This is a genomic window from Caballeronia sp. A2-2 (genome assembly GCF_057612605.2).
Map to the genome: position 1 here is coordinate 173,841 of NZ_JBVFIR010000004.1, position 26,575 is coordinate 200,415.

Genomic DNA, 26,575 nt, shown 5'->3' on the forward strand with positions numbered 1-26,575 from the left:
TCAAGACGTACTGAAACGAGGAAACGCGCCATGCGGCTCATCAACCGTCATCCCGGACGCACGGGCAGTCTCATGCTGTTGCTGCTGCCGTTCATCGTGCTGATCGCGGTGTACTTCACCGGTTCGGCGCTGCGTTTGCAGGCCAATCCCGACGACAAGGTATTGCCCGGCGCCGTGCAGATGAAGGACGCGCTGCATGAATACGCCTTCAGCGAGGACAAGCGCACGGGCGAATACCTCATGCTCGACGACACCATTTCAAGCCTCAGGCGTCTGGTCATCGGCTTGGTAGTGAGCGCCGCGCTCGCGTTGCTGTTCGGCATCGTGACGGGCAGCATTCCGCTCGTGACGGCCACGCTCTCGCCGTTCATCACCGTGATATCGATGATTCCGCCGCTCGCCGTGCTGCCGATTCTATTCATCGTGTTCGGTCTCGATGAACTGTCGAAGGTCGTGCTGATCGTGATCGGCATCACGCCGATGATGATTCGCGATCTTCAGCAGCGCACACGCGAGATTCCCGAGGAATTGTGGGTGAAGGCGCAGACCTTGGGCGCATCGAGTTGGACGCTGATTCTGCGCGTGATCGTGCCGCAATTGCTGCCGCGTTTGTTGATCGCGTTGCGGCTTGCGCTGTGTTCCGCGTGGCTCTTTCTTATCGCAGCGGAAGCGATCGCATCGACGGACGGATTGGGCTATCGCATCTTTCTCGTGCGGCGCTATCTTGCAATGAACGTGATCCTGCCTTACGTCGCGTGGATCACGCTGCTCGCGTGGCTCATCGACGAAGGCTTGCGGCAACTGACGCGGCGCGCGTTCCCGTGGTACGACGGAGGCCGCGCATGATCGAGATCCGCAATCTATGGAAGCAATACGGCGATCAGGTCGTGCTCGAACGGCTCAACTTGCATGTGCAGGAAGGCGAGTTCTGTTCGATGGTCGGTGCATCCGGCTGCGGCAAATCCACCTTTCTGCGCATGCTGCTCGGTCAGGAGCGTCCGACGCGCGGCCACATTCTTTTGGATGGCGAACCATTGCCCGCCGAACCAAATGCGCATCGCGGCGTGGTGTTTCAGCGCTATTCGGTGTTTCCGCATCTGACCGTGCTACGCAACGTGATGCTCGGCCTCGAACTGCCGCATGCGCGTTTCACGGGGCGGTTGTTCGGTGCGCGCGAGCGTCTGGCGCGCGATGAAGCCATGGCCATGCTTGCGCGCGTCGGCTTGACGGATTCGCTCGACAAGTACCCGCATCAGCTATCGGGCGGCATGCAGCAGCGGCTCGCGCTTGCGCAGGCGCTGGTGATGAAGCCGCGCGTGCTCTTGCTCGACGAGCCGTTCGGCGCGCTCGATCCCGGCATTCGCCGCGACATGCACGAACTGCTGACTGCGCTGTGGCGCGAGGCGAAGCTCACGGTGTTCATGGTCACGCATGATCTGAAGGAAGGCTTCACGCTCGGCAGCCGCGTGCTGGTGTTCGATAAGGTGCGAATCGATCCGCACGCGCCGCAGGCTTACGGTGCGCGCATTACCTACGACATTCCGCTCGACCGCAACGGTACGCGCGATGCAAACACGGATACCGCAATTCCGCCTTTGCTCGCGGTGCCTGCTTGATATCAAAACGAGAACGCATATGGACAACATCCTGCTTGAAGAAACCGTGCCCGGAGGCGGGCATGCATCGCTGATCGTGAAGCGCGGGCAACTGCTGCGCATCACGGATACGCAAGGCGGCGCGAACGTCGCCATGCTCATGTTCAATGCCGATGAAAAGAGCGAACGCCTCAACTTGCCCGATACGCTCAAATGCCAGCACACGGCGAAGCTCACGCAAGGGCATTGTCTGTACTCGGACATGGGGCGCGTGCTGGCTGCCATCGTCGCGGATGCGTGCGGCTGGCATGACAGCATCGCGGGTGTATCGAATGCAGAGGAAGTGCGCGAGAAATATGGCGAAGGACGCTATCAGGAATTACGCAACGCGTTCTATCGCAATGGCACGGATAACCTGCTCGTCGAACTCGGCAAGTGGGGACTCGGCATGGCCGATCTCGTGATGACCCTCAATCTCTTTAGCCGCGTGGATGTGAAGGATTCGGGCGCGCTGGATTTCGTCGCGAACAATTCGAAGCCCGGCGATTACATCGAACTCTATGCGCCGATGAATACGCTCGTCGTGCTGACCGCCATTCAACATCCGCTCGACCCGCAGCCGCGTTATGCGCCCAAAAGCGTGAAGCTCGCGTTGCGCGCCGCCGATCCTCAGGTAGCCGAAATATGTCGAACATCGCGTGAAGAAAACGCGCGCGGGTTCATCAATACCGAACGATTCTTTCTCTGAGCGGGAGACACGACATGACGACAAGCACGCGCGATCCCGCCAATGCCATTTCCCGCGAAACGCTGCCCGCAGGCGAACCGTGGCTCAAGGAACTGAAGGCAGGGCAGACCTTGCGTATTCGCGATGTCGAAGGCAATCAGGCCATCGACACACTGTTCTATAGCCTCGCCGACCCACGTGAACGTTACGACGCGCAACGCACTTTACGCCGTCAGCAAAGCCTTTATCTGACGACGGGCACGGTGCTTTATTCGAACTTCGGCAATCCATTACTGACTATCGTCGCCGATACATGCGGCCGCCACGACACGCTCGGCGGCGCATGCGCGCAGGAAAGCAATACCGTGCGCTATGCGCTGGAAAAGCGCTACATGCATAGCTGCCGCGATAACTACTTGCGCGCCTGCGCGCATGACGGCCGTCTTTCCAAACGCGATATCGCCGCGAACATCAACTTCTTCATGAACGTGCCGGTGACGCCGGAAGGCGGTCTCACATTCGAGGACGGCATTTCCGCGCCGGGCAAATACGTGGAATTGCGCGCTGAAATGGATGTGATCGTGCTGATTTCGAATTGCCCGCAACTCAACAATCCATGCAACGCCTACAACCCCACGCCTGCGGAGATGACGATATGGAACTGACGACCTTGCGCGAATGGATTTATCGCATTTTCAAGGCACGTGCTGAACGTTTGTTGCCGATGCGTGCTTCCTCTACGAAACACTAAGCAGAAGCAAGATGCCGTGGACGACCCCGGCATGCACGACAACGCGGCGGGACGACCCGCCCATGCACGAACGTCCACTCACTCATGTTCGATACCGTCCTTATCGCGAATCGCGGCGCCATTGCGTGCCGCATTTTGCGCACCTTGCGCGAACTCGATGTCAAAGGCATCGCCATTCATAGCGAAGCGGATCGCGCGAGCCGTCACGTCAGTCTTGCCGATGCCGCGTTCAGTCTCGGCGATGGCGCGGCAGGCGTCACCTATCTCGATGTCGGCAAGATTCTCGCGATTGCGCGTGCAAATGGCGTGCAGGCGATTCATCCGGGCTACGGGTTTTTATCGGAGAACGCGGCGTTTGCGGAGGCTTGCGAGGCGGCGGACATCGCGTTCATCGGGCCGACGCCTGCGCAGTTGCGCGCGTTTGGTTTGAAGCATACGGCACGCGCCATCGCCGCAGAACAAGGTGTGCCGATGCTCGAAGGCACTGGCCTGCTCGACGGTCTCGATGATGCGCTCGCATCGGCGGCGCGTATCGGCTATCCGGTGATGTTGAAAAGCACGGCGGGCGGCGGCGGCATCGGCATGCGGGTATGCAGGAATCCGGATGAACTCGAAGCGCAGTTCGATGTCGTGCGGCGGCTGGGACAAAACAATTTCAGCGATGCGGGCGTGTTTCTGGAGAAGTACATCGAACGTGCGCGGCATCTCGAAGTGCAGGTGTTCGGCGATGGCAAGGGCAAAGCCATTGCGCTCGGCGTGCGCGACTGCTCGGTGCAGCGTCGCAATCAGAAAGTGCTCGAAGAAACGCCTGCGCCGAATCTTCCGGAAGGCATCGAAACCGCCCTGTGTGAAGCAGCGATCCGGCTTGCTCAAGCCGTATCGTATCGCTCGGCGGGCACGGTGGAATTCGTCTACGACAGCGAAGCCGCGCGCTTTTACTTCCTCGAAGTGAACACGCGTTTGCAAGTGGAACATGGCGTGACGGAGCAGGTTTGGAGCGTCGATCTGGTGCGTTGGATGATCGAACTCGCGGCGGGCACGCTCGCGCCTTTGGATGTGCTCACGCGCGATCTGAAGCCGCGCGGGCACGCTATTCAAGCACGTCTCTATGCAGAAGACCCGGGCCGCGATTTCAAACCATGTCCGGGCTTGCTGACCGATGTCGCGTTTCCTTCAGCAGACGGCCGCGCGCTTCGCATCGACACATGGATCGAGGCGGGCTGCGACGTGCCGCCGTGGTTCGATCCGATGCTCGCCAAACTCATCGCATGGCGGCCCACGCGCGATGAAGCACGTCATGCGCTCGATGCCGCGCTCGCCGACACGCGTATTCACGGCGTCGAAACGAATCGCGGCTATCTGCAGCAGATTCTCGCGGATGCGCCGTTCTCAAGCGGCCATCCGTGGACGCGTTGTCTCGAAGGTTTGCGATACCGCGCATCGACGTTCGAAGTGCTCGAAGCGGGCACGCAGACCACCGTGCAAGACTATCCGGGACGAGTTGGCTATTGGGCCGTGGGCGTGCCGCCTTCAGGACCAGTGGACGATCGCGCCTTGCGTTCAGGCAATCGCCTGATCGATAACGACGAGCACGACGCAGCGCTCGAAATCACCATGCGCGGTCCTTCGCTGCGCTTCAACACGGATGCGGTGGTCGCGGTTATGGGCGCGACATTACCGATAATGCTCGACGGTATCGCGCAACCGATGAACACGACGTTGTTCATCGCAGCGGGCTCCACGCTCGCGCTCGGCACGATTCGCGGTGCCGGTGCGCGGGCGTATCTGTGCATTCGCGGCGGCATCGACGTGGCGACGTATCTTGGAAGCCGCAGCACGTTCACGCTCGGTCAGTTCGGCGGTCACGGCGGACGCGCGCTGCGTGCGGGCGATGTGCTGCATCTCCATGCGCTGCGCAATCGTGAAGCAGGCGCAGTGTTGCCCGAAGCGCTTACGTATCGACTGGAAGACGTGCGCACGCTACGCGTGATCTACGGCCCGCATGGTGCGCCGGAATATTTCACGCCGGACTACATAGAACGCTTCTTCGATACGCAATGGGAAGTCCACTTCAATTCGAGCCGCACAGGCGTGCGGCTGATCGGCCCAAAGCCCGAATGGGCGCGTGAAGATGGCGGCGAGGCGGGGCTGCATCCATCGAATATTCACGACAATCCGTATGCCGTGGGCGCGGTGGATTTCACCGGCGACATGCCCGTGATACTCGGTCCGGATGGCCCGAGCCTCGGCGGCTTCGTTTGTCCTGTCACGGTGATCGAAGCGGACTTGTGGCAGATCGGCCAGCTCAAAGCGGGCGATAAAGTGCGCTTCGTTCCGGTGGATATTGCATCTGCGCGCACGCCCCAGCCTGAGCGTTCCGTGCTGAAAACGCCCGTCATGCTGGACCTAGGCGAGGGTAACGAACGCCTGGTCGCACGCCTGAGCGGCGACACGCATCTGCTGCTCGAAATAGGCCCGCCCGAACTCGATCTCGTGCTGCGCTTTCGCGGTCACGCGCTGATGCAATCGCTCGAAGCGCTGCAATTACCGGGCGTCATCGATCTCACGCCGGGCATTCGTTCGCTGCAAATTCATTACCATCCCGAAGCATTGCCGCTCGATACGTTGCTGGAACACGTGGCATCGACCTGGCAGCGCGTGCTGCTGCGAAAGGAGCTGCGCGTGCCTTCGCGCATCGTGCATTTGCCGCTATCGTGGGACGATCCCGCGTGCCGGCTCGCCATCAATAAATACATGACCACGGTGCGGCCCGATGCGCCGTGGTGCCCGAGCAACCTCGAATTCATCCGGCGCATCAACGGGCTGGATTCCATCGACGATGTGAAGCGCATTGTGTTCGATGCAAGTTATCTCGTGATGGGTCTCGGCGATGTCTATCTCGGCGCGCCCGTCGCGACGCCGCTGGACCCGTGTCATAGGCTGGTCACGACGAAATACAACCCGGCGCGCACGTGGACGGCGGAGAATTCGGTGGGCATCGGCGGGGCTTATCTGTGCGTGTATGGCATGGAAGGGCCGGGCGGTTATCAGTTCGTCGGGCGTACCTTGCAGATGTGGAATCGCTATCGTGAAGTCGCGGAATTCGCGGGCCGTCCGTATCTGCTGCGCTTCTTCGATCAGATCCGCTTTCATGAAGTATCCGCCGATGAATTGCTGCGCATCCGCGATGCCTTTCCGCTCGGACGTCATGCGCTGAAGATCGAGGAGACAGAGTTGTCTCTCGCGGACTACGAAGCATTTCTTCAACGCGAGGCGGAAGGGATTGCCGCGTTTCGTGCGCATCAAAGGGAAGCGTTTCAGGATGAGCGTCAGCGCTGGAACGATGCGGGTGATGATGACAAGTCATTCGAATCAAGCATCGATTCAGATGCAGATAGCGCACCGCTCGCAGACGATCAGACAGCGGTCGAATGCGAAATCGCGGGCAATCTATGGCAAGTGCGTGTGGAGCGCGGCGCCCGGGTCGCGGAAGGTGACGTGCTGCTCGTCATCGAATCCATGAAGATGGAGATATCGGTGATCGCGCCGTGTGCGGGAACCGTGGTGGAGATGCAGCTCAAGCCCGGCGCATCCGTACGCGCCGGGCAGCGGCTCGTGGTGATCGAGCGCGATGCGTGAACGTCAGCGCACCGCGTCGTTCAAATCGGTGAGATCGCGTCCGCGTGTTTCCGTGGACATGCCCACGCCCACGAGCGTCAACGCCGACAAGACAGCGGTATAAAAGCCCATGACCCAGTAAGAACCGCCCGAAAGCCCCGTCAGATAGATGCCGAGAATCGGCGCGATTCCACCCGACAGCACCGCGCCGATTTCTCGCGACAACGCGACGCCCGAATAACGATAGCGATTGCCAAAGAGTTCCGCGAAGTGCGAGCACTGCGCGCCGAGCATGCTGTTCGCGCCGATCGCGTAGCCGCCGAACATGGCGAGCGCGACCCAGCCGAAGCTGCCGGTGTTGATCATCCACCATGCGGGAACGGCCCATAGCAACATGAAGATCGCGCCGCATCGGTAGACGGTTCGACGTCCGAATCGATCCGACAACGCGCCGAAGAACGGCGTGGTGAACACGCTCGATAAGGTGGCGATGAGCGCGCCGGTCGTGCCCACGCGCGCGAGCGTGCCGGGCGGCAGACCATGTTTCGCCGCGACCGTGCCGCTCAGAAACGCGATGACAACGGTTGTATAGATAGTCGAGCCGCCCTGTTCCGCGAGCCGCATGAGCACCGCCGCCGTCACCGGCCTGCGCGCTTCCTTGATGACCAGACGCATGGGCGAGCGCGCGACTTCATGCCCGCTTTCCAGCGCGGCGAAGGCGGGACTTTCGCGCAGCCGCAGACGAATCCACACCGCCACGGCAATCAGCACGACGCTCGCGAGAAACGGCACACGCCAGCCCCATGCGAGGATGGTCGATTGATCCATGAAGACCTGCATCACGCTGAACGTCGCGGTGGCGATGCCGAAGCCCGCGAAAATGCCCACGAACGGCAACGCAGCGAAGAAGCCGCGTTGCTTCACCGGCGCGACTTCCGCCATCAACGTCGATGCACCCGCTTGTTCCGCGCCCGCGCCGAAGCCTTGCGCGAGCCGTAGCAAGACCAGCCCGACCGCGCCCATCGGGCCGACCGGCAAGAGGCCGACAAGCGTCGTCGATACACCCATGATCGCGATGGTCAGCAGCAATACGAACTTGCGCCCTTTGCGGTCACCGAGCGAGCCGAAGAACAATCCGCCCAGCGGACGCGCGAGAAAACCCACGCCATACGTGGCGAAACTCGCCAGCAATCCGGCGCTGGCATCGAGCGTGGAAAAGAACACGCGGCTGAAGATCAGTGCGGTAGCCAGCCCAAAAATGGCGAAATCGTAGTATTCGAGCGCGCTGCCGACGGCACTCGTGAGAATCGCCCGTCGCAGTTGGGCTGGCGAGACGGGCGCGCGGCTGGCGTCATCGTCGGGAAATGGCTGGGAGGAAGGCACCGTTTGCGGGTGCGTCGTCATGGGGAGTCTCCGTTTTCACTGCATTTTTGTAGAAATGTCGTCTGTTACCGGTAACCATGCGCTCAAATCAAAGTAGCACGCCGGAAGATCGACGCACAAGGCGCGCGAAGTCGGCATTTGCCCTAAGGAAAAACGTAGGCTCACCGAAATATTCGGCACTTTTGATCGGACAAATCGACCGGTCGGGCTTTTTTCTTGCTTAGTCGGTTTTTCTTACTGTCTTTATAATCGGGCATTCTCTTGAGGAACGAACTTTCATGACAGCTCCTGTTTTCGAGTCCGTCCTGCTGGACGATGTCCTTCTGGAGCCCGATCCGATCGACCCCGCGTGGATCATCGAAGGCGAACCCGTGGCGCGTGCGGGCCTGTGGTCGCAAAGCCGCGACACGACCACCACATCGTGGGTCTGGGACTGCACGGCAGGCCGCTTCAACTGGTATTTCGAAGCGGACGAAACCATGTATGTGATCGAGGGCGAGGTCATCATCAAGACCGAAGGGCAGCCGCCGCGATCGCTGCGCGCGGGACATGCCGCGCTCTTTTACGCGGGCACGCGCGCCGAATGGTATGTGCCGCAATACGTCCGCAAGCACGCGATTCTTCGTCCGCACATGAGCAAGCCCGTGCTGCTCGCGCTCAAGATGGCCCGCAAGCTCACGCGCAAGCCGGAAGGCTATCTTCCGCGCAGATTGCCGTCGTCGTTCTGAATTTAGCGTCGCTGGGGTAAGTCCTTAGAAAACGCCGCCGCGATGGAAAGCATTCAGAAGGGCGCGCTTTTTTATACTGCCTGACATCCCGACGCCTGCGACGACAGGCGCATATCCGATGCTCAGGAGACGCCCGATGCCGCGCCGTGCGCTCATCAGTGTGATTGCTTTGATGGCCGTGCTCATGGCCAGCGCCGCGCATGCCCAGCCCATTCGCCTGATGACGGGCGGCGCCGCCAAGCTCATCTATTTGCCTGTCACGCTGGCGGACCAGCTCGGCTACTTTCGCCGCGCCGGGCTGGATGTGCGCGTGCTGTCGTCGCCCGCCGGAATCGATACCTCGACGGAACTCGTGGCGGGCGCGATCGAAGGCGCGGTCGGTTATTACGATCACACCATCGGCCTGCAAAGCCGCGGCATGGATGTGCAGTCGGTCATCGTGCTCGGGCAATCGGCGGGGCTGATCGCGCTGGCGCGTCAGTCGGGCAGCATGCATTCGATGGCCGATGCCCGCACGCAACGCCTCGCGGTCACCGGCTTCGGTTCATCGACATGGTTTCTCACGCGCTATCTCGTCACGCGCGCAGGCATTCCGCCGGATGCCTACACGGTCGTGCCGCTCGCCACCGAAGCGGCATTGGAGAAGGCGCTCACCGAAGGCGCGGTCGATGCCGGCATGACCGAAGACCCGACCGCCACGCGGCTGATTTCGCGCGGCACGGCGCGTCCGCTCGTCGATCTGCGCAGCGCCGCCGATACGCGCGCCCATCTCGGCGGGCCGTATGTGGGCGCGTGTCTGTACATGCGGCGCGACTGGATCGACGCGCATCCCGATGAAACCGCGCGGCTCGTGCAGGCATTGCGCGATGCGTTGGCCTTCATCCGCACGCACAACGAAGCGGACATCGAAGCAGTCGTGCCCGCATCGCTCAAAGGCGGCGATGCGGCCGCCTACCGTCAGGCGCTCGCCGTCATGAAGCCTGCGTTTTCCGCGACCGGCCGCATGCCCGCCGATGCGCCGTCCAACGTGCTCGCCATCCTCGCGCAAGTCGATGCCGATGTCTCCGCGCGCCACGTCGATCTCGCGCGCACCTGGACCGACCGCTTCATCACCGACGCCCCGTGAACAAAATCCACCACAGAGACAAGCCGATGCGAGCCATCCAGATTCATGAGTACGGCGGCCCCGAAGTGCTGCGCCGTGTCGATATCGAGATTCCGAAGCCGCGCGCGGGCGAAGTGCTGGTGCGGGTGATCGCGGCGGGCATCAATTTCATGGATGTCCACACGCGGCAAGGCAAGTATCGCGATTCGCGCAGCTATCCCGTGAGGATTCCCTGCACGCTCGGCATGGAAGGCGCGGGCGAAGTGGTCGAGACCGGCGAGGGCGTGCGTTCGTGCCGCGCGGGTGATCGTGTGGCGTGGTGCATTTCGTGGGGTGCGTATGCGGATTACGCCATCGTGCCTGCTGCGCGGCTCGCGCGCTTGCCTGCGGGCATCGATTACGAGCTTGCTGCTGCCGCGATCTTTCAAGGATCGACCGCGCATTATTTGCTCGAAGACGTTGCGCGCCTGGCGCCCGGCATGAGTTGTCTCGTGCATGCGGCCTCGGGCGGCATCGGCCAATTGCTGGTGCAACTGGCGCGGCGGCGCGGCGTGGAAGTGTTCGCGACGACCAGCACGCCGGACAAGGCGGCCATCGCGCGGGAGCGCGGCGCGAACCACGTCATGCTCTACGAGAACGGCGCGTTTGCGGACCGCATCCGCGAAATGACGGACGGGCGCGGCGTGGATGTCGTGTTCGATGCGGTCGGCAAGACGACGCTGCGCGACAGCTTCCGCGCGACGCGGGTGCGCGGGCTCGTCGTGAATTACGGCTCTGTCACCGGCCCCATGCGCGATCTCGATCCCTACGAACTGGGCGAAGCCGGTTCGCTCTTCCTCACGCGCCCGCGTCTGGCCGATCATCTCGCCGATGCCGCCACCGTGCAGCATCGCGCCGACGATATTTTCGCGGCCATTGCTCAGGGCGCGTTGCGTATCGAGATCAGCGGCCGCTACACGTTCGACGACGTGGAAGAAGCGCACGCCGCGCTCGAAGAACGCCGTCAGCTAGGCAAAGCCGTGATGACGATCGCCTAGTTTCCATAACCATTTGTTTTCAAAGTCCGGCGCGCCCCATGCAGCACGCCGGTGCCGAAACTCATCCCTCAAAATCAAAGAGGATTCGATGCAACCCGTCTCCCACACTCGTTCCGAATCGCCGTTCCGATCGGTCTTTCGCGTCGTCAGCGGCAATTTCCTGGAGATGTACGACTTCACCGTCTACGCCTATTACGCCAGCGCGATTGCCCATTCGTTCTTTCCCGCCGACAACGAGTTCGTCTCGCTGCTGCTCGCGCTGTCCGTGTTCGGCGCGGGCTTCGTCATGCGTCCGGTCGGTGCGCTCGTGCTCGGCGCGTATGTGGACCGCCACGGACGTCGCAAGGGCCTGATTCTCTCGCTTTCGCTGATGGCGGTCGGCACCGCGTGCGTGGCCTTCGTGCCGGGATACGCGGCCATCGGCATCGCAGCGCCGGTGATCGTGCTGATCGGGCGGCTGTTGCAGGGCTTCTCGGCGGGCGTGGAACTGGGCGGCGTCTCCGTGTATCTCGCCGAGATCGCCACGCCCGGACGGCGCGGCTTTTTCTGCTCGTGGCAATCCGGCAGTCAGCAAGTGGCGGTGATCTTCGCGGCATCGATGGGCGTGTTGTTGAATCAACTGCTGCCGCCCGCCGATGTCAACGCGTGGGGCTGGCGCATTCCGTTCCTCGTCGGCTGCCTGATCGTGCCGTTCCTGTTCCTCATTCGCCGCACGCTGCGCGAGACGGATGAGTTCGCGGCGCGCAAGCATCATCCGCGCATGGGCGAAATCATGATGTCGATGCTCAATAACGCGGGGCTGATCGTCGCGGGCATGGGCCTGGTCGTCATGACCACGGTTTCGTTCTATCTCATCACCACGTACACGCCGACGTTCGGCCGCAGCGTGCTGCATCTCACGTCGCTGGAGTCGCTGATCGTGACGGTGTGCGTGGGCGTGTCGAATCTCGTGTGGCTGCCGATTTCCGGCGCGGTGTCGGACCGTGTGGGACGCCGCCCGATCCTGCTGATCTTCACCGCTCTCACCGTGTTGACTTCGTATCCGGCGATGCAGTGGCTCGTCGCCGCGCCGTCCTTCGAACGCCTGTTGATGGTGGAACTGTGGCTTTCGTTGCTCTATGCGTGGTACAACGGCGCGATGGTGGTCGCGCTCACGGAACTGATGCCCGCGAACGTGCGCACGACCGGTTTTTCGATGGCCTACAGTCTCGCCACGCTGGTGGGCGGCTTCACGCCCGCCATCTCGACGTCGCTGATTCACTTCACCGGCGACAAGGCATCGCCCGGCGCATGGATGGGCGCGGCCGCGGTGTGCGGCGCGATTGCGACGCTGGTGCTCTACCGCTCGCGTCAGGCCCGTAACGGATACAGGTTGCAAAGCGCACCCGAGCAATGAAACTTCTGCTGATCGAAGACAATCGACAACTCGCGCACTGGCTCACGCGGACGCTGGCCGACGAGGGTTTCCTCGTCGAGCACGCGGTTGATGGCGAGACCGCCGAGGCATCGCTCGCGCTCACGCGTTTCGATGTCGCGCTGCTGGACCTGAATCTGCCCGGCATGTCGGGCAAGGCGCTGCTGCGGCGCATGCGCGAGCGCGGCGATGCCACGCCGGTGCTCGTGCTCACGGCGACCGGTGACATCGGCGAAAAGGTGATTTGCCTGAGCGATGGCGCGGATGACTACGTGGTCAAGCCGTTCGACGACCGCGAGCTGATCGCGCGCATCAAGGCGCTGGCGCGGCGGCATGCGCCGGTGCGCTCGAACCGCATCCGCTGCGGCAGTTTGCTGTACGACATGGACCGCCGCCAGTTCTTTATCGGCGATGACGCGCTGTCGCTCACGCCGCGCGAACATGCGGTGCTCGAAGCGCTGATACTCAAGACGGGCAAGACGGTGTCGAAAGCCGTGCTGGCCGAAGCCCTGCACGACGGCGATACGCCACCGAGCGGCGACGCCATCGAAATCTACGTCTCGCGGCTCAGGAAGAAGATCGAAAAGAGCACGGCGACGATCATCACGCTGCGCGGGCTGGGCTATCTGCTCGAACATGAAGAACCGCAAGCGTAGCCTGCGCGCGCGGCTGCTCGTCTGGCTGCTCGTGCCGATGACCGCCTTCGCGCTGATCGCGGCGTGGCTCACGCACGCCAACGCGCGGCGCACCGCCGATTTGCTTCAGGATGCCGCGTTGCTCGCGGCGGCGCGTGTGATGGCCAGCGACGTGCGCTGGGAAGGCCGCGATCTCGTTGCCTCCGTTTCGCCGAGCACGATACAGATCGTCGGCACGCCCGAAGGCGATCAGGTGTTTTATCGCGTCGCCATCGACGGCGGGCCGGTGATTGCCGGAACTTCCGATTTCCCGCAGCCGCGACTGGCGAATCTCCCGCAGTGGTACGACGCGAAAGTCGGCGACATGCCGATCCGCGCGGTGTCGCTCGAACGTCCCATGTTCGACGATGGCCGCACCGTGAAGCTGGTCGTGTCGCTCGGGCGCACGCTGGTCGCGCGCGATGCGCTGGTCGAGACGCTGTGGAAGCCGCAGCTTGTGTATATCCTCGGCAGTATCGCGGTGGCGATGGTGGTGATTTGCGCGGGGCTAGCGCTGGAACTGCGTCCGCTTGGCAAATTGGCGAGCGGGTTGGCGGCGCATCCGCTGGAAAGCCGCGAGCGGATCGATTCGACTGAACTGCATGCGGAGTTGCATCCGCTGGTGGCGGCGTTCAATGCGTCGCTGGATACCATCGAGCGGCAGACCGCGACGCAGCGCCGGTTCATCGCCGATGCCGCGCATCAGATTCGCACGCCGCTTACGTTGCTGGGATCGCAGCTTCAGTTTGCGCGCCGCCAGCGCAGTCTCGATGATGTGCGTGAGACGTTGGCGGCCATGCATCACAGCAATCGCGCGATGGTCGCGCTTATCAATCAATTGCTGATGCTTGCGCAGGCCGAGGCGGCTGATTACACCAATTTTGAGGGCGATGCTGTCGATCTGCGCGAGGTCGCGACGCATGCTGTTGAGAAGCTGGCGCTGGCGGCGCGGCGGCGTGATATCGAGCTTGCGGTGTCGTTCGGAGAGGCGCTTGTCGTGACGGGCAGTGAGCCGTTGCTGGCGGCGGCGCTTTCCAATCTTATCGACAATGCGATTAGGTATTCGCCGCCGGGCACGCGGGTGACGGTGGAGGTTTATCGGCGGGAGATGAGCGTGATCGTCAGTGTGACGGATGAAGGGGCGGGGATACCGGTGGCGCTGAGGCAGCGAGTGTTCGAGCCGTTTTTCCGGGCATCGGAGGAGGAGGGGAGTGGATTAGGGCTCGCGATCGCGCGGGAGATTGTGAGGGCGCATGATGGGGTGATTTCTATTGGCGAATCCCGCGCCGGGACGGGGACTATGGTGGAGTTGTGCTTTCCGGGGCGGGGGGATGTTCGCTGAGGCTTTCTTGCAAGGGGTTTCTCTTGTTTGGGTCTTTATTGCAGTAGCCGCCTCCCCGGCGGGGGGGTAACTTTCTTTGCTGCTGCAAAGAAAGTCACCAAAGAAAGCAGCTTTTACCCCTCCGCACGCTGGCTGGAAAGTGTGGTCTGAATTAACAATGCAGTGGCCGCAATGGGACTTCCCTCGGTTGGTTTAGCGTGTGGGCAACCTGACGATTTCGCGCTCGAGTTTCTTAGTGTTAGTGGACCGCAGTCGTTCTTTCGGCCATGCGCTGCGCGCGCCGAGAGCTTTAGAACGGAATCCCGCAGCGTATGAGCGCCCAGCCACATCACACTTCCCCGCAAGATTGCTATTCGGCCCTACCTTGGTTAGCACTTCGAGCAAAGCCTAACGCCTTCGGTGTGCCGCTTTATGGAAGTGCTAATCAGGGTAGGGCCCAATGGGGCGGGTGCGATGTGGTTTGATGTGGCTGGGCGCTTATACGCTGCGGGATTCCGTTCTTACGCTCTCGGCGCGCGAAGCGCATGGCCGAATGAATGAATGCGGACCACGAAGGCTTAAGGATTCGAGCGCGAAATCGCTAGGTTGCCTAAACGGCTTGTCATGCGTGGCAAGTCCTATTGCGGCCACTGTATTGTTAATTCAGACCACCCTTTCCAGCCATCGTGCATGGGGGTAAAAGCTGCTTTCTTTGGTGACTTTCTTTGCAGCAGCAAAGAAAGTTACCCCCCCGCCGGGGAGGCGGCTACTGCAATAAAAGCACACACAAGAGCAGCCCCTTTCACGACATCAGCGTAAATAAACGCAAACCTCACGCCGCCAGCGCCCGCATCGACATATCCTCACCGACCCGAGCCTCCGCATGCTCACGAATCAAGCGATAAACCGTCTCGCCAGCCACGGTTTCCGACTCAAGCAACTGCTCAGCAATCGCCCGAAGCACCGGCTCATTCGCCTTCAACAGCGCAAAGCATTCATCGTTAAGATCATGCAACAACGCATTAGCCTGCGTGATCGAATCCTTAAGCTGCAAACCCGCATACTGCTGCGGCAACGCCGCGAAGCTGAACAAATTGCCCTCATCATTGAAGCCGTGCTTCGAAACCATATCGAGGCTAATACGTGAGGCTTCCTGAAGATCCTGCGCCGCCCCGCTCGATGCCTCGTTGAACATGAGCAATTCCGCATTACGCCCACCGAGCAAGACTTGAATCTCATTGCGCAATTCGGTCTCACGATACAGATGCTTATCCTGCGCCTTCGTGATCAGCGCCACACCCAACGCGCCGCCGCGCGGCAAAATCGTCACCTCTTCGAGCACACCGGTTCCGAGCAAAGCAGCCACAAGCCCATGCCCCGACTCGTGAATGGCAATACGCGTGCGTTCATCATCCGACAGCGCGCGCTCCGCACCGTTGATATCGCCGATGCGCGCAATCTTGATCGCTTCGAGAAAATGTTCCGCGCCCACTTGCCGCAAACCGGCCTTGCGCGCAACAAGTCCCGCCTGATTGACGATCATCGACAGCGTGGCCGGCGACAGGCCCGTGGTCAGCCGCGCAAGCTGGTTGAAATCGATCTCGTCCGCTTTCATGGCGAGATTCGCGGCATAGAAACGCAGAATGCGCGCGCGGTCGTCGAGGTCGGGCAGACGAACCTGAATGGTCCGGTCGAAGCGGCCCGGCCGACGCAGCGCCTCATCGAGATTGTCCGGATGATTGGTCGCCGCGACGATGATCACGCCTTCGTTCGACTCGAACCCGTCCATCTCCGCAAGCAGTTGATTGATGATGCGGTTGCTCTCCGCTTCGACCGGACCGCCGCCGGTATCCGTGCGCTTGCCGAGGCCGTCCGCTTCGTCGATGAAAATAACCGTCGGCGCATTCTCGCGCGCCAGTTCGAACAGATTCTTCACCTTCTGAATGCCGACACCGTAATACTTCGCGCTGAAATAACTGCCGGTAATCGCGATGAAGTTCGCGCCGCATTCACCTGCCAGCGCTTGCGCGAGACGCGTCTTGCCCACGCCGGGACCACCCGTCATCAAAATGCCGCACGGCGCGCGCACGCCCATGCTGGTGAATTGTTTCGGCTCGGTAAGCCACGCCTGCACATCGGCTAATGCGGCTTTCGCTTCGCCTGCGCCGATCACGTCATCGAAACGCAAGGTCGGCGACTTGCCGAGCAATTGCGCGCCACCGCGCATCTCGCGGCGCATGAACCACAGCAGGCCTCCCATCATCAGGACCGGCAGCAGCAGCGTGAGGATTTCGCGCGTGCCGTTGAAAAGATCGCTCCAGCGTGCAGTACCGGCGCGCACTTTCGCATCCGGCAGCCAGACGACCTGATAGGGCACCGAGTTGTCCGACTTGAGCGTGCCGAGCAAAAGTGCGTTGGAGAACGTGCCATTGTGATCGGCGACGAAGTACTTCTCGCCCTTGAGCGTGGAGATGAGCACCGCGTCGCGGCTCACGCCGACGGCATCGACATTGCCTGCGCGGATGTCGCGCATCATCCGCGAGACGTCCTGCTCGCGATGCGTCCACGCCGATGCATCGTGACGCATCTGACTGGCGACGCCCACGAGCGTGGTGGAATTCGTTTGCGCGGAATCGTCGTGAAGACGCGAAAAGCCCACGGCCGCCACGATCGCGACCACCGTCACGCCACCCGCCACGAAGCGGCCGACACGCGACCGCAGCAGTTTCTTTAACCGTTTCATCAAGCAAGTCCTACGGGCCGCTGAAAGAGCGACCTTCAATCCAGCGTCTTATGAATAGGGAGCGCGGGGTCGTGCTTAACTTTTAGCAGACCCGTTCGCATGTAACTCTATTGACGGCAGAACGACGCGCCTTCTTTAAAGGCCGCTAAACATTGAAAAGTGCGGCCCGGCCGCGTGCGCGGGTTTTTGTGTGGTGGGATGGCGTTTGCGGGGCGACCAAGAATAACACGGGATAAATGACGTTTCCATTCGGTAAGGAATGCCGCTTGCTATGGTCGTTGCACTGCCTGCTGACAAGGGCATGTTCGACTTTTGAAGACCTACGGAGGCACCATCATGCTGTACTACGCTTTGATATTTTTCGTGATCGCTTTGATTGCGGCAGCGCTCGGGTTCGGTGGGATTGCGGCGGGGGCGGCCAGCATCGCGAAGATTCTGTTCTTCGTCTTCCTCGTGATTTTCCTGGTGACGCTGGTGATGGGTCTGATCAGGCGTTAACGCGGGTTTACCCCGTTTTTTGAGGCGCCCTTTAGCGGATGGTCACGACGAGCTTGCCGTTCGTGCGTCCGCTTTCGAGCGTCTCGAATGCGCTTTCCAATTGATGTTGATCGATGTTGCGTGTGTCGAGGCGTGGCTTGAGCTTGCCGGCATCGGCCAGACGCGTGGCTTCTTCGAGCATTTCTCCATGATGCCGCCGGCGCTCGCCGCTTAGCAACGGATACAACGTGAACACGCCCGAATAAGTGGCCTCGCGAAACGAAAGCGGGGCCAGCGCATGCGTGCCCCAGCCGAGCGCGCTGACTACGTGGCCAGAATGACGCACGGCGGCGAACGAGGCATCGAGCGTCGCGCCGCCGACGGTATCGACCACGACATCGAAACCTTTGCCTTGCGTATGAGCCGCGACGTATTGCTCCACGGTTTGCGCGGCGTAATCGATGGGCGTGACATCCAGTTCTTCCATCAGTGCCCGATTGCCTTCGCTGACGGTCGCGAACACGCGCGCGCCCAGCGCCTTCGCCAATTGCACGGCAGCGTGCCCGACGCCGCCCGCGCCGCCCTGCACGAGCACGGTCTGTCCCATGCCCACGCCCACGCGATCCACAATCCCGCTATACGCGGTGATGAACGCCAGCGGCAGCGCGGCGGCTTCGCGCATGGAAAGATTGCGTGACTTGAGCGCAAGGAGATCGGCATCCACTGCAGCGAATTGTGCAAGCGAGCCTTGCAATCCGCCGACACCGCCAGTCATTCCGTAGACTTCATCGCCGCGACGAAAGCGTGTGACGTTCGCGCCCACTTCCTCCACGACGCCCGCCATGTCGATGCCCGGCACACACGGAAACGGATGCCGCGCATGCGCCGCCTTGCCTGCGCGGATCTTCGCGTCGAGCGGATTGAGCCCCGCCGCCACGATGCGCACGAGCACTTCGTTGTCGCCCGCGACCGGGCGCGGCACCGAGCGCCATTCGAGCGGACCGTCCTGCGTGCTGATGACGATGGCGTGCATGTTCATGTCGATGTCCTTTCGACGCTCACTCGAACGGCTGAGGGTCGTGTTGAATCCTCACTCGCGGCGGCCGCTTTGGACAATAGCGACTTCACCTATCTTCGACACGCTCCGGCGTTCACCGGAGCGCGTATTGCCAAGCCCTTATTGCCCGATGCCGAGCAACTCCACTTCGAACGTCAGCTCGCTGTTGGGCGGAATCGCGCCGACGCCGCGATCGCCGTAGGCCGTCGCCGCCGGGCAGGTCAGCTTGGCCTTGCCGCCGACTTTCATCTTTTGCACACCTTGCGTCCAGCACGGAATCACGCGGCCGAGCGGGAACGTGGCGGGGCCGCCGTGCTTCGCCGAATTGTCGAACTCGGTGCCGTTCGCGAGCGTGCCGCGATAGTTGACGCGCACGGTGTCGTCGGCGGTGGGTTGCGCGCCGGTGCCTTGCTTGAGATGTTCGACCACCACGCCCGAAGGCAGCTTCTCGATGGGATTGGCTGCGAACGCGGTCGTGGCGATGGCGGAAGCGGCGAGCAAAGCGATGACTGATTTCATGAGTCGTCCTCGTTGAATGGCCGGCAATTATATCGACTAGCTCTATGGCCGCCGATTAGCTGGAAGGCGGCCGAGGCTGCGATTGCGCTTGCGGGCATTCCATGCGATACCAGATATCGACTTGCGCCTGCGCTGCCTGAAGATCATCGGGATAGTAAGGATCGTAGAACGGCGAGGGATCGTAACCGGCGGCTTCGAGCGCGGCCAGTTCACTCTGGTTGGCATGCATGGTGGTCGGCGCGTTGTTCCTGATCGCGGTGAGATCGACGCATTGCGTGGCACTCAGATGCGGCGTGCCGGGCGGCGGCGGTCCATAGGCGATGCAGCCTGTCAGCATGAGCGCGAGAGCGCAGATCGTTGCCTGCGGCGTTTTCATTGGATGTCTCCGTGCATTTATGGTGAATCTATCGTAGCCCTGCGCGCGTCGTCGTGCTTATACCCGAAATACTTGCGCTTGACAGGCGTGGCAAAGCACCATACGTCATCGATCGATCAAGGAGATTCACGCCATGCCGCGACTGCGCATTACCTCAGCAGGTTATGTATTCGAAGCCGAAACGAACCCCGATGCGCCGGAGACCGTGCGCGCGTTCATGGCGCTGCTGCCGTATCGACAAAAGCTGATCCACGTTCGATGGAGCGGTGAAGGATGCTGGGTGCCGCTTGGGGAATTCAAACTGGAGAATGATGGCAAGCCGGTGGGTTTTGAAAATCACACGAGCCATCCTTCGGTGGGGGATATTCTTTTTTATCCGGGGGGATATAGCGAGACGGAGATTATCGTCGCGTATGGGTCTTGTTGTTTTGCCAGCAAGATGGGGCAGTTGGCGGGGAATCATTTTTTGACTGTTGTCGAGGGGCGGGAGAATTTGCGGGCGTTGGGGGTGAAGGTGTTGTGGGAAGGGGCGCAGGATGTGGTTTTTGAAGCGATTGAATTGTAGGTAGTGGCGTGAGGTGGATTTGGCTGTTATGTCGTGCAATGGGCTTCTCTTGTTTGTGTTGTTTATTCAGTAGCCGCCTCCCCGGCGGGGGGGTAACTTTCTTTGCTGCTGCAAAGAAAGTCACCAAAGAAAGCAGCTTTTTACCCCATGCACGATGGCTGGAGAGGGTTGGTCTGGATTAACCGATACAGTGGCCGCAATAGGACTATCCACTCATAACGAGCCGCTTGGGCAACCTGGCGATTACGGCTCTAATCCTTTTGCCTCAGTGGACCGCAGTCATTCTTTCGGCCATGCGCTGCGCGCGCCGAGAACGTAAGAACGGAATCCCGCAGCGTATGAGTGCCCAGCCTCATCAAGCCACATCGCACCCCTCCCATTGGGCACTACCTTGGTTAGCGCTTCTGGGCAAAGCGCACCCATCAACGCAAGTCACCTTTAGTCGGAGCACTAACCAAAGTAGGACCGAATAGCAATCTTGCGGGGAAGCGTGAGGTGGCTGGGCGCTTATAGACTGCGGGATTCCGTTCTCAAGCTCTCGGCGTGCGCAGCGCATGGCCGAAAGAATGAATGCGGGCCACGAACACCAAAGGATTCGAGCATGTAATCGCCAGGTTGCCTAAGCGACTCGTGATGCGTGGCAAGTCCTATTGCGGCCACTGCATCGGTTAATCCAGACCAACCCTTTCCAGCCAGCGTGCATGGGGTAAAAAGCTGCTTTCTTTGGTGACTTTCTTTGCAGCAGCAAAGAAAGTTACCCCCCCGCCGGGGAGGCGGCTACTGCAATAAAAGCCCAAACAACAGCAGCCCTTTGCACGACAGAACAACAAACCTCAATGCATAACCTCCCGCCCCTGAATCAACCCCAAACGTTCATTCAAACCAACAATCCTCAACCGCCCACTAGCCACAATCTCCCCCAGCGTCGCCGGCTTGCCAAAAAGAAACCCCTGCACCTCATCGCAATGCTCCTCGATCAAGGGCAAAAGCTGCTCATGCGTCTCAACACCTTCTGCAATCACCGGCACACCTAAACTTTTCCCCAACGCAAGCACCGCACGAACAATAGCCGCCGCCTGCCGACTCCGCGGCAATTCGCCAATAAAACTCCGATCCAGCTTGATCCGATCGAACGCAAAAGACTGCAGCGTGCACAACGACGAATACCCCGTGCCGAAATCGTCCAGCGCGATGCTCACGCCCAGCGCCTTCACCTCACCAAGCGTGCGCAGCGCACGTTCGCGATCGGCAAAGATCATCGATTCGGTCAGTTCGAGCTCAAGCCGCGCAGGCGGCAGCCCCGTCTCACGCAGCACATTCGACACGATGCGCGGTAAATCCCCGCTCGCCAATTGCGCCGCCGATAGATTCACCGCGATCCGATACGGCGGGTCCCACCGCGCCGCCTGTTTGCACGCTTCGAACAACACCCATTCGCCAATCACATGAATCAGGTTGTTTTCCTCCGCGAGCGGAATGAATTCCGACGGCGCGATAAACCCATTCTCCGGATGCTGCCAACGCACCAGCGCCTCGAAGCCGACGATCTCCCCGCTCACCAGCGATGTCTGCGCCTGATAGTGCACATCGAGTTGTTCATGCGCGACGGCATCGCGTAAAGCCGCGACCAGCGCGCGGCGAGTGCGCACGCGCTCGTCCATCGCGGGTTCGTAGAAGCAGGTCGCATGCTGCGGGTCGGCCTTCGAGCGATACATGGCGAGGTCCGCATTATTCTGTAGCGTATCCATGTCCCATTCCGCGCCGGGATACACCGCCACGCCGATACTCGCACCCGGCGCGACTTCCCAATCGTCGTATCGCACGGGCCGGTTGGTCGCGCCTTCGATTCGCGCGAGAAAACTGCCGAGCTTTCCCGGCGTCGAATAGCGGATGACGCCCACGAACTCGTCGCCGCCCACGCGCGCCACGAATTCGCCTTGCCGCAGGACCTTGCGCATGCGCGTCGCGATGATGCGCAGCACTTCGTCGCCGGCACGGTGGCCGCGCGAATCGTTGATCTCCTTGAAGCGGTTCAGGTCCACCGCGATCAGCGCGAGTTGCTCGCTGCCGGTCTTGAGCCATTCGACTTCCGACTGCAGATATTCGACGAACTTCGCCCGGTTCGGCAAGCCGGTGAGAACATCGCTCAAGGCCATTTGCCGCAGACGTTCGATCGATTCGAGGCGCGCGCGATCCTCGATCATGTAGCTCACAAAACCTGTCCCGACGATGACGAACGCCATGCAGCCCACGGCCAGCGCCATCGCGTTCGACGATGAACCGCTCACGGTAAGCAACGCCGACTGCAACGGTTCGATATGCAGCGCGGTCATGCCGACGAAGTGAAGTGTCGCGATGGCCAGACACAAAAGCAGCGCGCCCGCAAAGGTCGAATGCCGATGTCTGAGGCTCGATACATGCAACGCCGCGACGGATAACGCCACCGCGAACACGACCGACGCGGCAACGTAAAACGCATTCCAGAACAGTACGCCACGCACCTGATACGCCACCATGCCCGTGTAATGCATGACCGACATGGAGAGGCCGAGCGCCACGCCGCCTATCGCGCGTGCGTGGCGGAAGCGGCGTAGACCAGCGAGATGAAACGCCGCAAGACTGCCGAGCAGGGCGATCATGAGCGAGGCGATCGTCATGACCGGATCGAAGTCCACCGGCACGCGCGCGCGAAAACCGAGCATCGCGATGAAGTGCGTACACCAGATGTCGGCGGCGGCGCATACGGCGGTCAGGAATTGCCAGCCGAGACGCTGCGTGAGCAGTTCTTCGGCGTTCGACCGCATGAACAGGCGAATGGTGATCCACGAACCTGCCACGCAAATCAACACTGCAAGCAGGACGAGCCAGGGAGAATGTTCGAGCGCAATACATCCAAGCACTGAAGTCATTTTGTCTAACCTTTCAGCTTGCCGGGTTGTGTGATGCGGTATTCGATCGGTCGTTCGTTTAGTCCGTGCGTGCGCTTATGTTGCTGAGGCAAGTCAGAAGATTAGCCGAAATTGGCGATAAGTTTCGTCTGTTTTATGCGGATGTTCACGTGACTTCGACTTCAGTCAGCGCCATTCCATGCCGCTCTCGCGCGATCTCGCGTGTCGAGTCGATTTCGTGCTGTGTGCGTGCCGAATCCCATTCAAGCGTTTGTGCCGCGATGGCCGCGACTTCTGCCAGCATCGCGTTCGTCAGTTGTCCAGAGATGGCAATGGCAGTGCGCCGGAAAAAGAGATCCGGCAGACGCGTCACCATATCGTGCGAGCAGAGATAGTCGATCTCGCGCACGGTGAATGTGCCCGAGCTTTGCAGCGGTCGATCCAACGAATGCGCGCAATACGCTGCGATGTCCGCAGCCGTGGTCCCGTAACGTGCAAGCAGGCTTTCCGCCCGCGTAATCGGGATGCCGAACTGTTTCGCCATGCCCTGAAGCCAGTTCGCGCGCGCCTTCGTATCGAGCGGAAATTCACGGCCACCGCCAATCGGCGCATGACGCGTGCTGATCTTCCGCGCGCGTCGCAAACGAACGAGCGTGTCATTCGTGACGGATTCGGAGAAGCCGCGAAACGTGGTCCATTTCCCGCCAACGAGCGAAAGCACCGGAATCTGCGTGCCGGGAAGTTGATCGACATGCATCGCGTGGTCGCGGCTCACGTCGCCGGGATTTGCGGCATCGGAATAGGGCAGCGGGCGCACGCCGCTATAGCGGAACGTGATGTCCGATTCCTTCAGCGTCACGCGCGGGAAAATCTCGCGCAGCACGCTTAGCATGTACGCGACTTCATCGTCCTCGCAGCGCACGGTGTCGGGGTCGCTCACGCGAATATCCGTCGAGCCGATCAGCAGCTTGCCCATGAACGGATAGATCAGCGAGATGCGTCCGTCCTTCGAGCCGTAATACACCATGCGTCCGCGCAACTGCGCATGAAGTTCGTCGTGCTCAACGATCAGATGCGAGCCTTTCGTCCCACCGATATATTTCCGCTCGATTCCAAGCGATGCATTCACGCGATCGATCCACGCCCCGCCCGCATTCACGACGATGGCCGGTTGCACCGCCACGCGTTCGTCGGTCAGATGATCGCGCAGCCACACCGTGCCGTTTTCAGCGCGATCCACGCTCATGTAGTTTGCCGCCGCCGATTGTTCGCACGCGGCGAGACCATCGGCGACGAGTTCGAAGTTGAGCCGTTCGGTCTGCGTCACTTTCGCGTCGTAATACGTGGCGGTCGCCTTGATGTTCGGATCGAGCAAGGGCAGACTTTCGAGCGAACGCCTTCGGAATGCGAAATGATGGCGCGGCATCGTGCGATCATGCCGTCCGAGAAAGTCATACAGCGCAAGGCCGATCTTCGAAATAAGCGCGCCGCGATCCGCAAGCTTCGCCTTCATGCCGAAGAAGCGTTTCGCGGATGCGATTGTGCCGCCGAAGTACGAATGAATCGGCAGCACGGTTTCAAGCGGTTGCACGTAATGCGGCGCGTTCTTCAACAGCAAGTTACGTTCGAGCGTGGATTCCGCGACGAGCCGGAATTCCCCCGTTTCCAGATACTTCACGCCGCCATGAATCAGCCGCGAAGGCGCGCAACTCGCACCGGCCGCGAAGTCGGTCTTGTCGATCAACAAACAGTCCACGCCCTGCATGGAAAGATCGCGAAACACGCCCGCGCCGTTGATGCCGCCGCCGACGATCAACACGCTGACCTTCGGGTTTTGCTTCAGCCGGTCGAGGAAGAATGCGCGGCTTTTATTGGTCATCGATGTCTCCGTGTGCGTCATTGCGCGGTGGCCGCACGATCGAGCGCGGGCCACAAAGGTTGCATGGCCGCGACGAGTTGCGACCACAGTCGATACGTTTCGTCGAGCCGCGCATGACGTGCGGCATCCGGCGAATGCGTGCGCGCGGTTCGGCATGCGCGCGCGGCTGCATCACTGAGCGACGAAAACACGCCGACGCTCACGCCCGCGCACAACGCAGCCCCAAGCGCGCTGGCTTCCTGATTCTCGGGAATATCGACCTCGATGCCGAGTACATCGGCAAAGAGTTGTGCCATCACCGGGCTCGACGAACCGCCGCCCGTCAGTCCGACGCGACGCGCCGGAAACGCGCTCGTCAATGCTTCGATATGCCAACGATGATTGAACACCATGCCTTCGAGCACGGCGCGCGCCAGATGCGCCCGGCGATGCCACGACCGTATGCCGAAAAACGATGCGCTCGCGGGCTGTTCGAACGGCGAGCCGAACAGGAACGGATGGAACATCACCGAACTCGGTTCCGCGAACGCCGACTGAATTTCATCGCCGATCAAATCGAACAGCGAGCAGCCGCGCTTCAAGGCTTCTGTCGTCTCGTGCGCGAAAAGTTCGCGCAACGCCCAGTCCACATTGCTCGACGATGCAGGCGAGATCGACATGTTCATCCACTGACCTTCACGCACGCCATTGCGGCAAGACCAGCGTGTATCGAGTTTCGGCCGGTCCGAAAGAATCTCGTTGATGCTGAACGTGCCCGCCGTCACCGAAAGCACGCCCGGTTCCGTGTTGCCCATGCCGACCGCGCTCGATGTGACATCGTGCAATCCGCACGCGACGGGCGTGCCTTCCGCAAGCCCCGTCAGCGATGCCGCCAACGCCGTGACACGCCCCGCCTGCGCCGTCGATGCAACGATACGCGGCAACGCACGCGCGACCGATTCGAGCCCATAGAGCGCCAACACTTCGTCGCTGTAAGCCTGCGTGTTCACGTCGGTGAACGACGAACTGGCTTCGGTCGGATCGGTCGCCGCCATGCCCGTCAAACAAAACCGCAGCCAGTCCTTGCAAAACAGCACATGGCCGATCTTGGCGAACCGCTCCGGTTCGTTCGTCTGAATCCATTTCAGCAAGCTGACGGCGGCATACGGATAGGGTTGTTGTCCCGTCAAAGCGAGCGCGCGATCCAGCACGCCTGCCTCGCGCCATCGTTCGCGCACGTCGAACGCGCGGCTGTCGAGCGAGAGGATGCCTGCGCCAAGCGGCGCGCCGGTTTCATCGGCGAGATAGAGGCCGTCGCCGTGTCCGGTCACGCCGACTGCGGCAATCGACCCAGACGCGGCGGGCACTTGCGCCAACGCATCGCGAATCGCGCCGCAGGCCGCTTCCCACGTCTCCCGCATGTCGCGTTCGACGTGCCGCGCGCGCGGTTGCCGCTGTTCCACGCGACGGCTGCCCACGGCGACCGTGCGCCCGGACGTGTCGAAGATGACGGCTTTCGTCGCGGTCGAGCCGCTATCGACGCCGAGCAGATACGTCTCCATCGTGTCTCCTGACTATTTTTGTGCATCGCAGCAGTCTTGTCGAAACAATGAGCCGCCGAATGCTTATCTAGGGTTATAGCGGATGGTAATCGACCTTTGAGTTGCCTATCGTGGTTGAACTGAAAAAAATTTCAGCACGCAGAAAAAATATCACTTCAGCGTGCGCATGGAGACGAC

Annotated in this window: 21 protein-coding genes; 13 read left to right on the forward strand and 8 right to left on the reverse strand. The window is 61.2% G+C overall.

The genetic code is table 11. The features are described 5' to 3' along the window. Positions 1–30: 30 nt before the first annotated feature. The 5 genes from ACZCWR_RS31725 to uca all read left to right on the forward strand — a co-directional run bounded on the left by ACZCWR_RS31725 (position 31) and on the right by uca (position 6,712). Entirely contained in the window at positions 31–846 is an 816-nt protein-coding gene (locus ACZCWR_RS31725; RefSeq protein WP_487306640.1) for an ABC transporter permease, read from the forward strand. Next, positions 843–1,616: an ABC transporter ATP-binding protein gene (locus ACZCWR_RS31730; protein WP_487306641.1), complete on the forward strand. Its 774-nt coding sequence runs from the start codon at positions 843–845 to the stop codon at positions 1,614–1,616. The genes ACZCWR_RS31725 and ACZCWR_RS31730 overlap by 4 nt, the downstream gene beginning before the upstream one ends. Positions 1,617–1,635: 19 nt before the next feature. Further along, positions 1,636–2,343: an urea amidolyase associated protein UAAP1 gene (locus tag ACZCWR_RS31735; protein WP_487306642.1), complete on the forward strand. Its 708-nt coding sequence runs from the start codon at positions 1,636–1,638 to the stop codon at positions 2,341–2,343. A gap of 14 nt (positions 2,344–2,357) precedes the next feature. Next, on the forward strand, positions 2,358–2,987 hold the full coding sequence (locus ACZCWR_RS31740) for an urea amidolyase associated protein UAAP2 (RefSeq protein WP_487306643.1): 630 nt from the start codon (positions 2,358–2,360) through the stop codon (positions 2,985–2,987). A 170-nt stretch (positions 2,988–3,157) separates the two neighbouring features. Beyond that, positions 3,158–6,712: an urea carboxylase gene (gene uca / locus ACZCWR_RS31745; RefSeq protein WP_487306644.1), complete on the forward strand. Its 3,555-nt coding sequence runs from the start codon at positions 3,158–3,160 to the stop codon at positions 6,710–6,712. Positions 6,713–6,715: 3 nt separating this feature from the next. On the opposite strand, the gene ACZCWR_RS31750 is transcribed toward uca, so the two are convergent. Next, positions 6,716–8,095, reverse strand: a complete 1,380-nt coding sequence (locus ACZCWR_RS31750) for an MFS transporter (protein WP_487306645.1) — start codon at positions 8,093–8,095, stop codon at positions 6,716–6,718. A 257-nt stretch (positions 8,096–8,352) separates the two neighbouring features. Between ACZCWR_RS31750 and ACZCWR_RS31755 the strand changes: the two genes are divergently transcribed. From ACZCWR_RS31755 to ACZCWR_RS31780, 6 genes are all read left to right on the forward strand, one after another. Beyond that, complete coding sequence (locus tag ACZCWR_RS31755; RefSeq protein ID WP_487306646.1) at positions 8,353–8,802, forward strand: cupin domain-containing protein; 450 nt, start codon at positions 8,353–8,355, stop codon at positions 8,800–8,802. 136 nt (positions 8,803–8,938) lie between these two features. Beyond that, positions 8,939–9,928 (forward strand): ABC transporter substrate-binding protein, encoded by a 990-nt coding sequence (locus ACZCWR_RS31760; protein WP_487306647.1) that lies wholly within the window; start codon positions 8,939–8,941, stop codon positions 9,926–9,928. A gap of 26 nt (positions 9,929–9,954) precedes the next feature. Next, positions 9,955–10,944, forward strand: coding sequence for a quinone oxidoreductase family protein (locus ACZCWR_RS31765; protein WP_487306648.1), 990 nt, complete (start codon positions 9,955–9,957; stop codon positions 10,942–10,944). Between the two features lie 88 nt (positions 10,945–11,032). Further along, positions 11,033–12,340: a tricarballylate/proton symporter TcuC gene (locus ACZCWR_RS31770; protein WP_487306649.1), complete on the forward strand. Its 1,308-nt coding sequence runs from the start codon at positions 11,033–11,035 to the stop codon at positions 12,338–12,340. After that, on the forward strand, positions 12,337–13,014 hold the full coding sequence (locus tag ACZCWR_RS31775) for a response regulator (RefSeq protein ID WP_487306650.1): 678 nt from the start codon (positions 12,337–12,339) through the stop codon (positions 13,012–13,014). Before ACZCWR_RS31770 ends, ACZCWR_RS31775 begins: the two co-directional genes overlap by 4 nt. Then, the gene (locus ACZCWR_RS31780) at positions 12,995–14,374 is read left to right on the forward strand and encodes a sensor histidine kinase (protein WP_487306651.1); all 1,380 of its coding nucleotides are present in this window, start codon (positions 12,995–12,997) and stop codon (positions 14,372–14,374) included. Before ACZCWR_RS31775 ends, ACZCWR_RS31780 begins: the two co-directional genes overlap by 20 nt. 811 nt (positions 14,375–15,185) lie before the next feature. Here ACZCWR_RS31780 and ACZCWR_RS31785 read toward each other — a convergent pair. Then, on the reverse strand, positions 15,186–17,096 hold the full coding sequence (locus ACZCWR_RS31785) for an AAA family ATPase (RefSeq protein WP_487306652.1): 1,911 nt from the start codon (positions 17,094–17,096) through the stop codon (positions 15,186–15,188). A gap of 336 nt (positions 17,097–17,432) precedes the next feature. On the opposite strand from ACZCWR_RS31785, the gene ACZCWR_RS31790 reads away from it, so the two are divergent. After that, a complete protein-coding gene (locus ACZCWR_RS31790; protein ID WP_487306653.1) occupies positions 17,433–17,594 on the forward strand; it encodes a DUF1328 family protein in 162 nt (53 codons plus the stop codon). Between the two features lie 31 nt (positions 17,595–17,625). Here the strand turns inward: ACZCWR_RS31790 and ACZCWR_RS31795 are convergent, their stop codons facing one another. From ACZCWR_RS31795 to ACZCWR_RS31805, 3 genes are all read right to left on the reverse strand, one after another. Further along, positions 17,626–18,612, reverse strand: a complete 987-nt coding sequence (locus ACZCWR_RS31795; protein ID WP_487306654.1) for a zinc-dependent alcohol dehydrogenase family protein — start codon at positions 18,610–18,612, stop codon at positions 17,626–17,628. Positions 18,613–18,750: 138 nt separating this feature from the next. Further along, positions 18,751–19,149 (reverse strand): FKBP-type peptidyl-prolyl cis-trans isomerase, encoded by a 399-nt coding sequence (locus tag ACZCWR_RS31800; RefSeq protein ID WP_487306655.1) that lies wholly within the window; start codon positions 19,147–19,149, stop codon positions 18,751–18,753. 55 nt (positions 19,150–19,204) lie between these two features. Beyond that, positions 19,205–19,525: a DUF4148 domain-containing protein gene (locus ACZCWR_RS31805; protein ID WP_487306656.1), complete on the reverse strand. Its 321-nt coding sequence runs from the start codon at positions 19,523–19,525 to the stop codon at positions 19,205–19,207. 133 nt (positions 19,526–19,658) lie between these two features. Here ACZCWR_RS31805 and ACZCWR_RS31810 point away from each other — a divergent pair, with 133 nt between their 5' ends. Continuing rightward, positions 19,659–20,090 carry a DUF3830 family protein gene (locus ACZCWR_RS31810; protein ID WP_487306657.1) on the forward strand — a complete coding sequence of 144 codons (432 nt, stop codon included), beginning with the start codon at positions 19,659–19,661 and terminating at the stop codon, positions 20,088–20,090. Between the two features lie 833 nt (positions 20,091–20,923). Here ACZCWR_RS31810 and ACZCWR_RS31815 read toward each other — a convergent pair. The 3 genes from ACZCWR_RS31815 to ACZCWR_RS31825 all read right to left on the reverse strand — a co-directional run bounded on the left by ACZCWR_RS31815 (position 20,924) and on the right by ACZCWR_RS31825 (position 26,398). Then, on the reverse strand, positions 20,924–22,999 hold the full coding sequence (locus tag ACZCWR_RS31815; RefSeq protein WP_487306658.1) for a putative bifunctional diguanylate cyclase/phosphodiesterase: 2,076 nt from the start codon (positions 22,997–22,999) through the stop codon (positions 20,924–20,926). Between the two features lie 145 nt (positions 23,000–23,144). Then, positions 23,145–24,857 (reverse strand): glycerol-3-phosphate dehydrogenase/oxidase, encoded by a 1,713-nt coding sequence (locus tag ACZCWR_RS31820; RefSeq protein ID WP_487306659.1) that lies wholly within the window; start codon positions 24,855–24,857, stop codon positions 23,145–23,147. Positions 24,858–24,874: 17 nt separating this feature from the next. Next, complete coding sequence (locus ACZCWR_RS31825; RefSeq protein ID WP_487306660.1) at positions 24,875–26,398, reverse strand: FGGY-family carbohydrate kinase; 1,524 nt, start codon at positions 26,396–26,398, stop codon at positions 24,875–24,877. Positions 26,399–26,575: the final 177 nt, after the last annotated feature.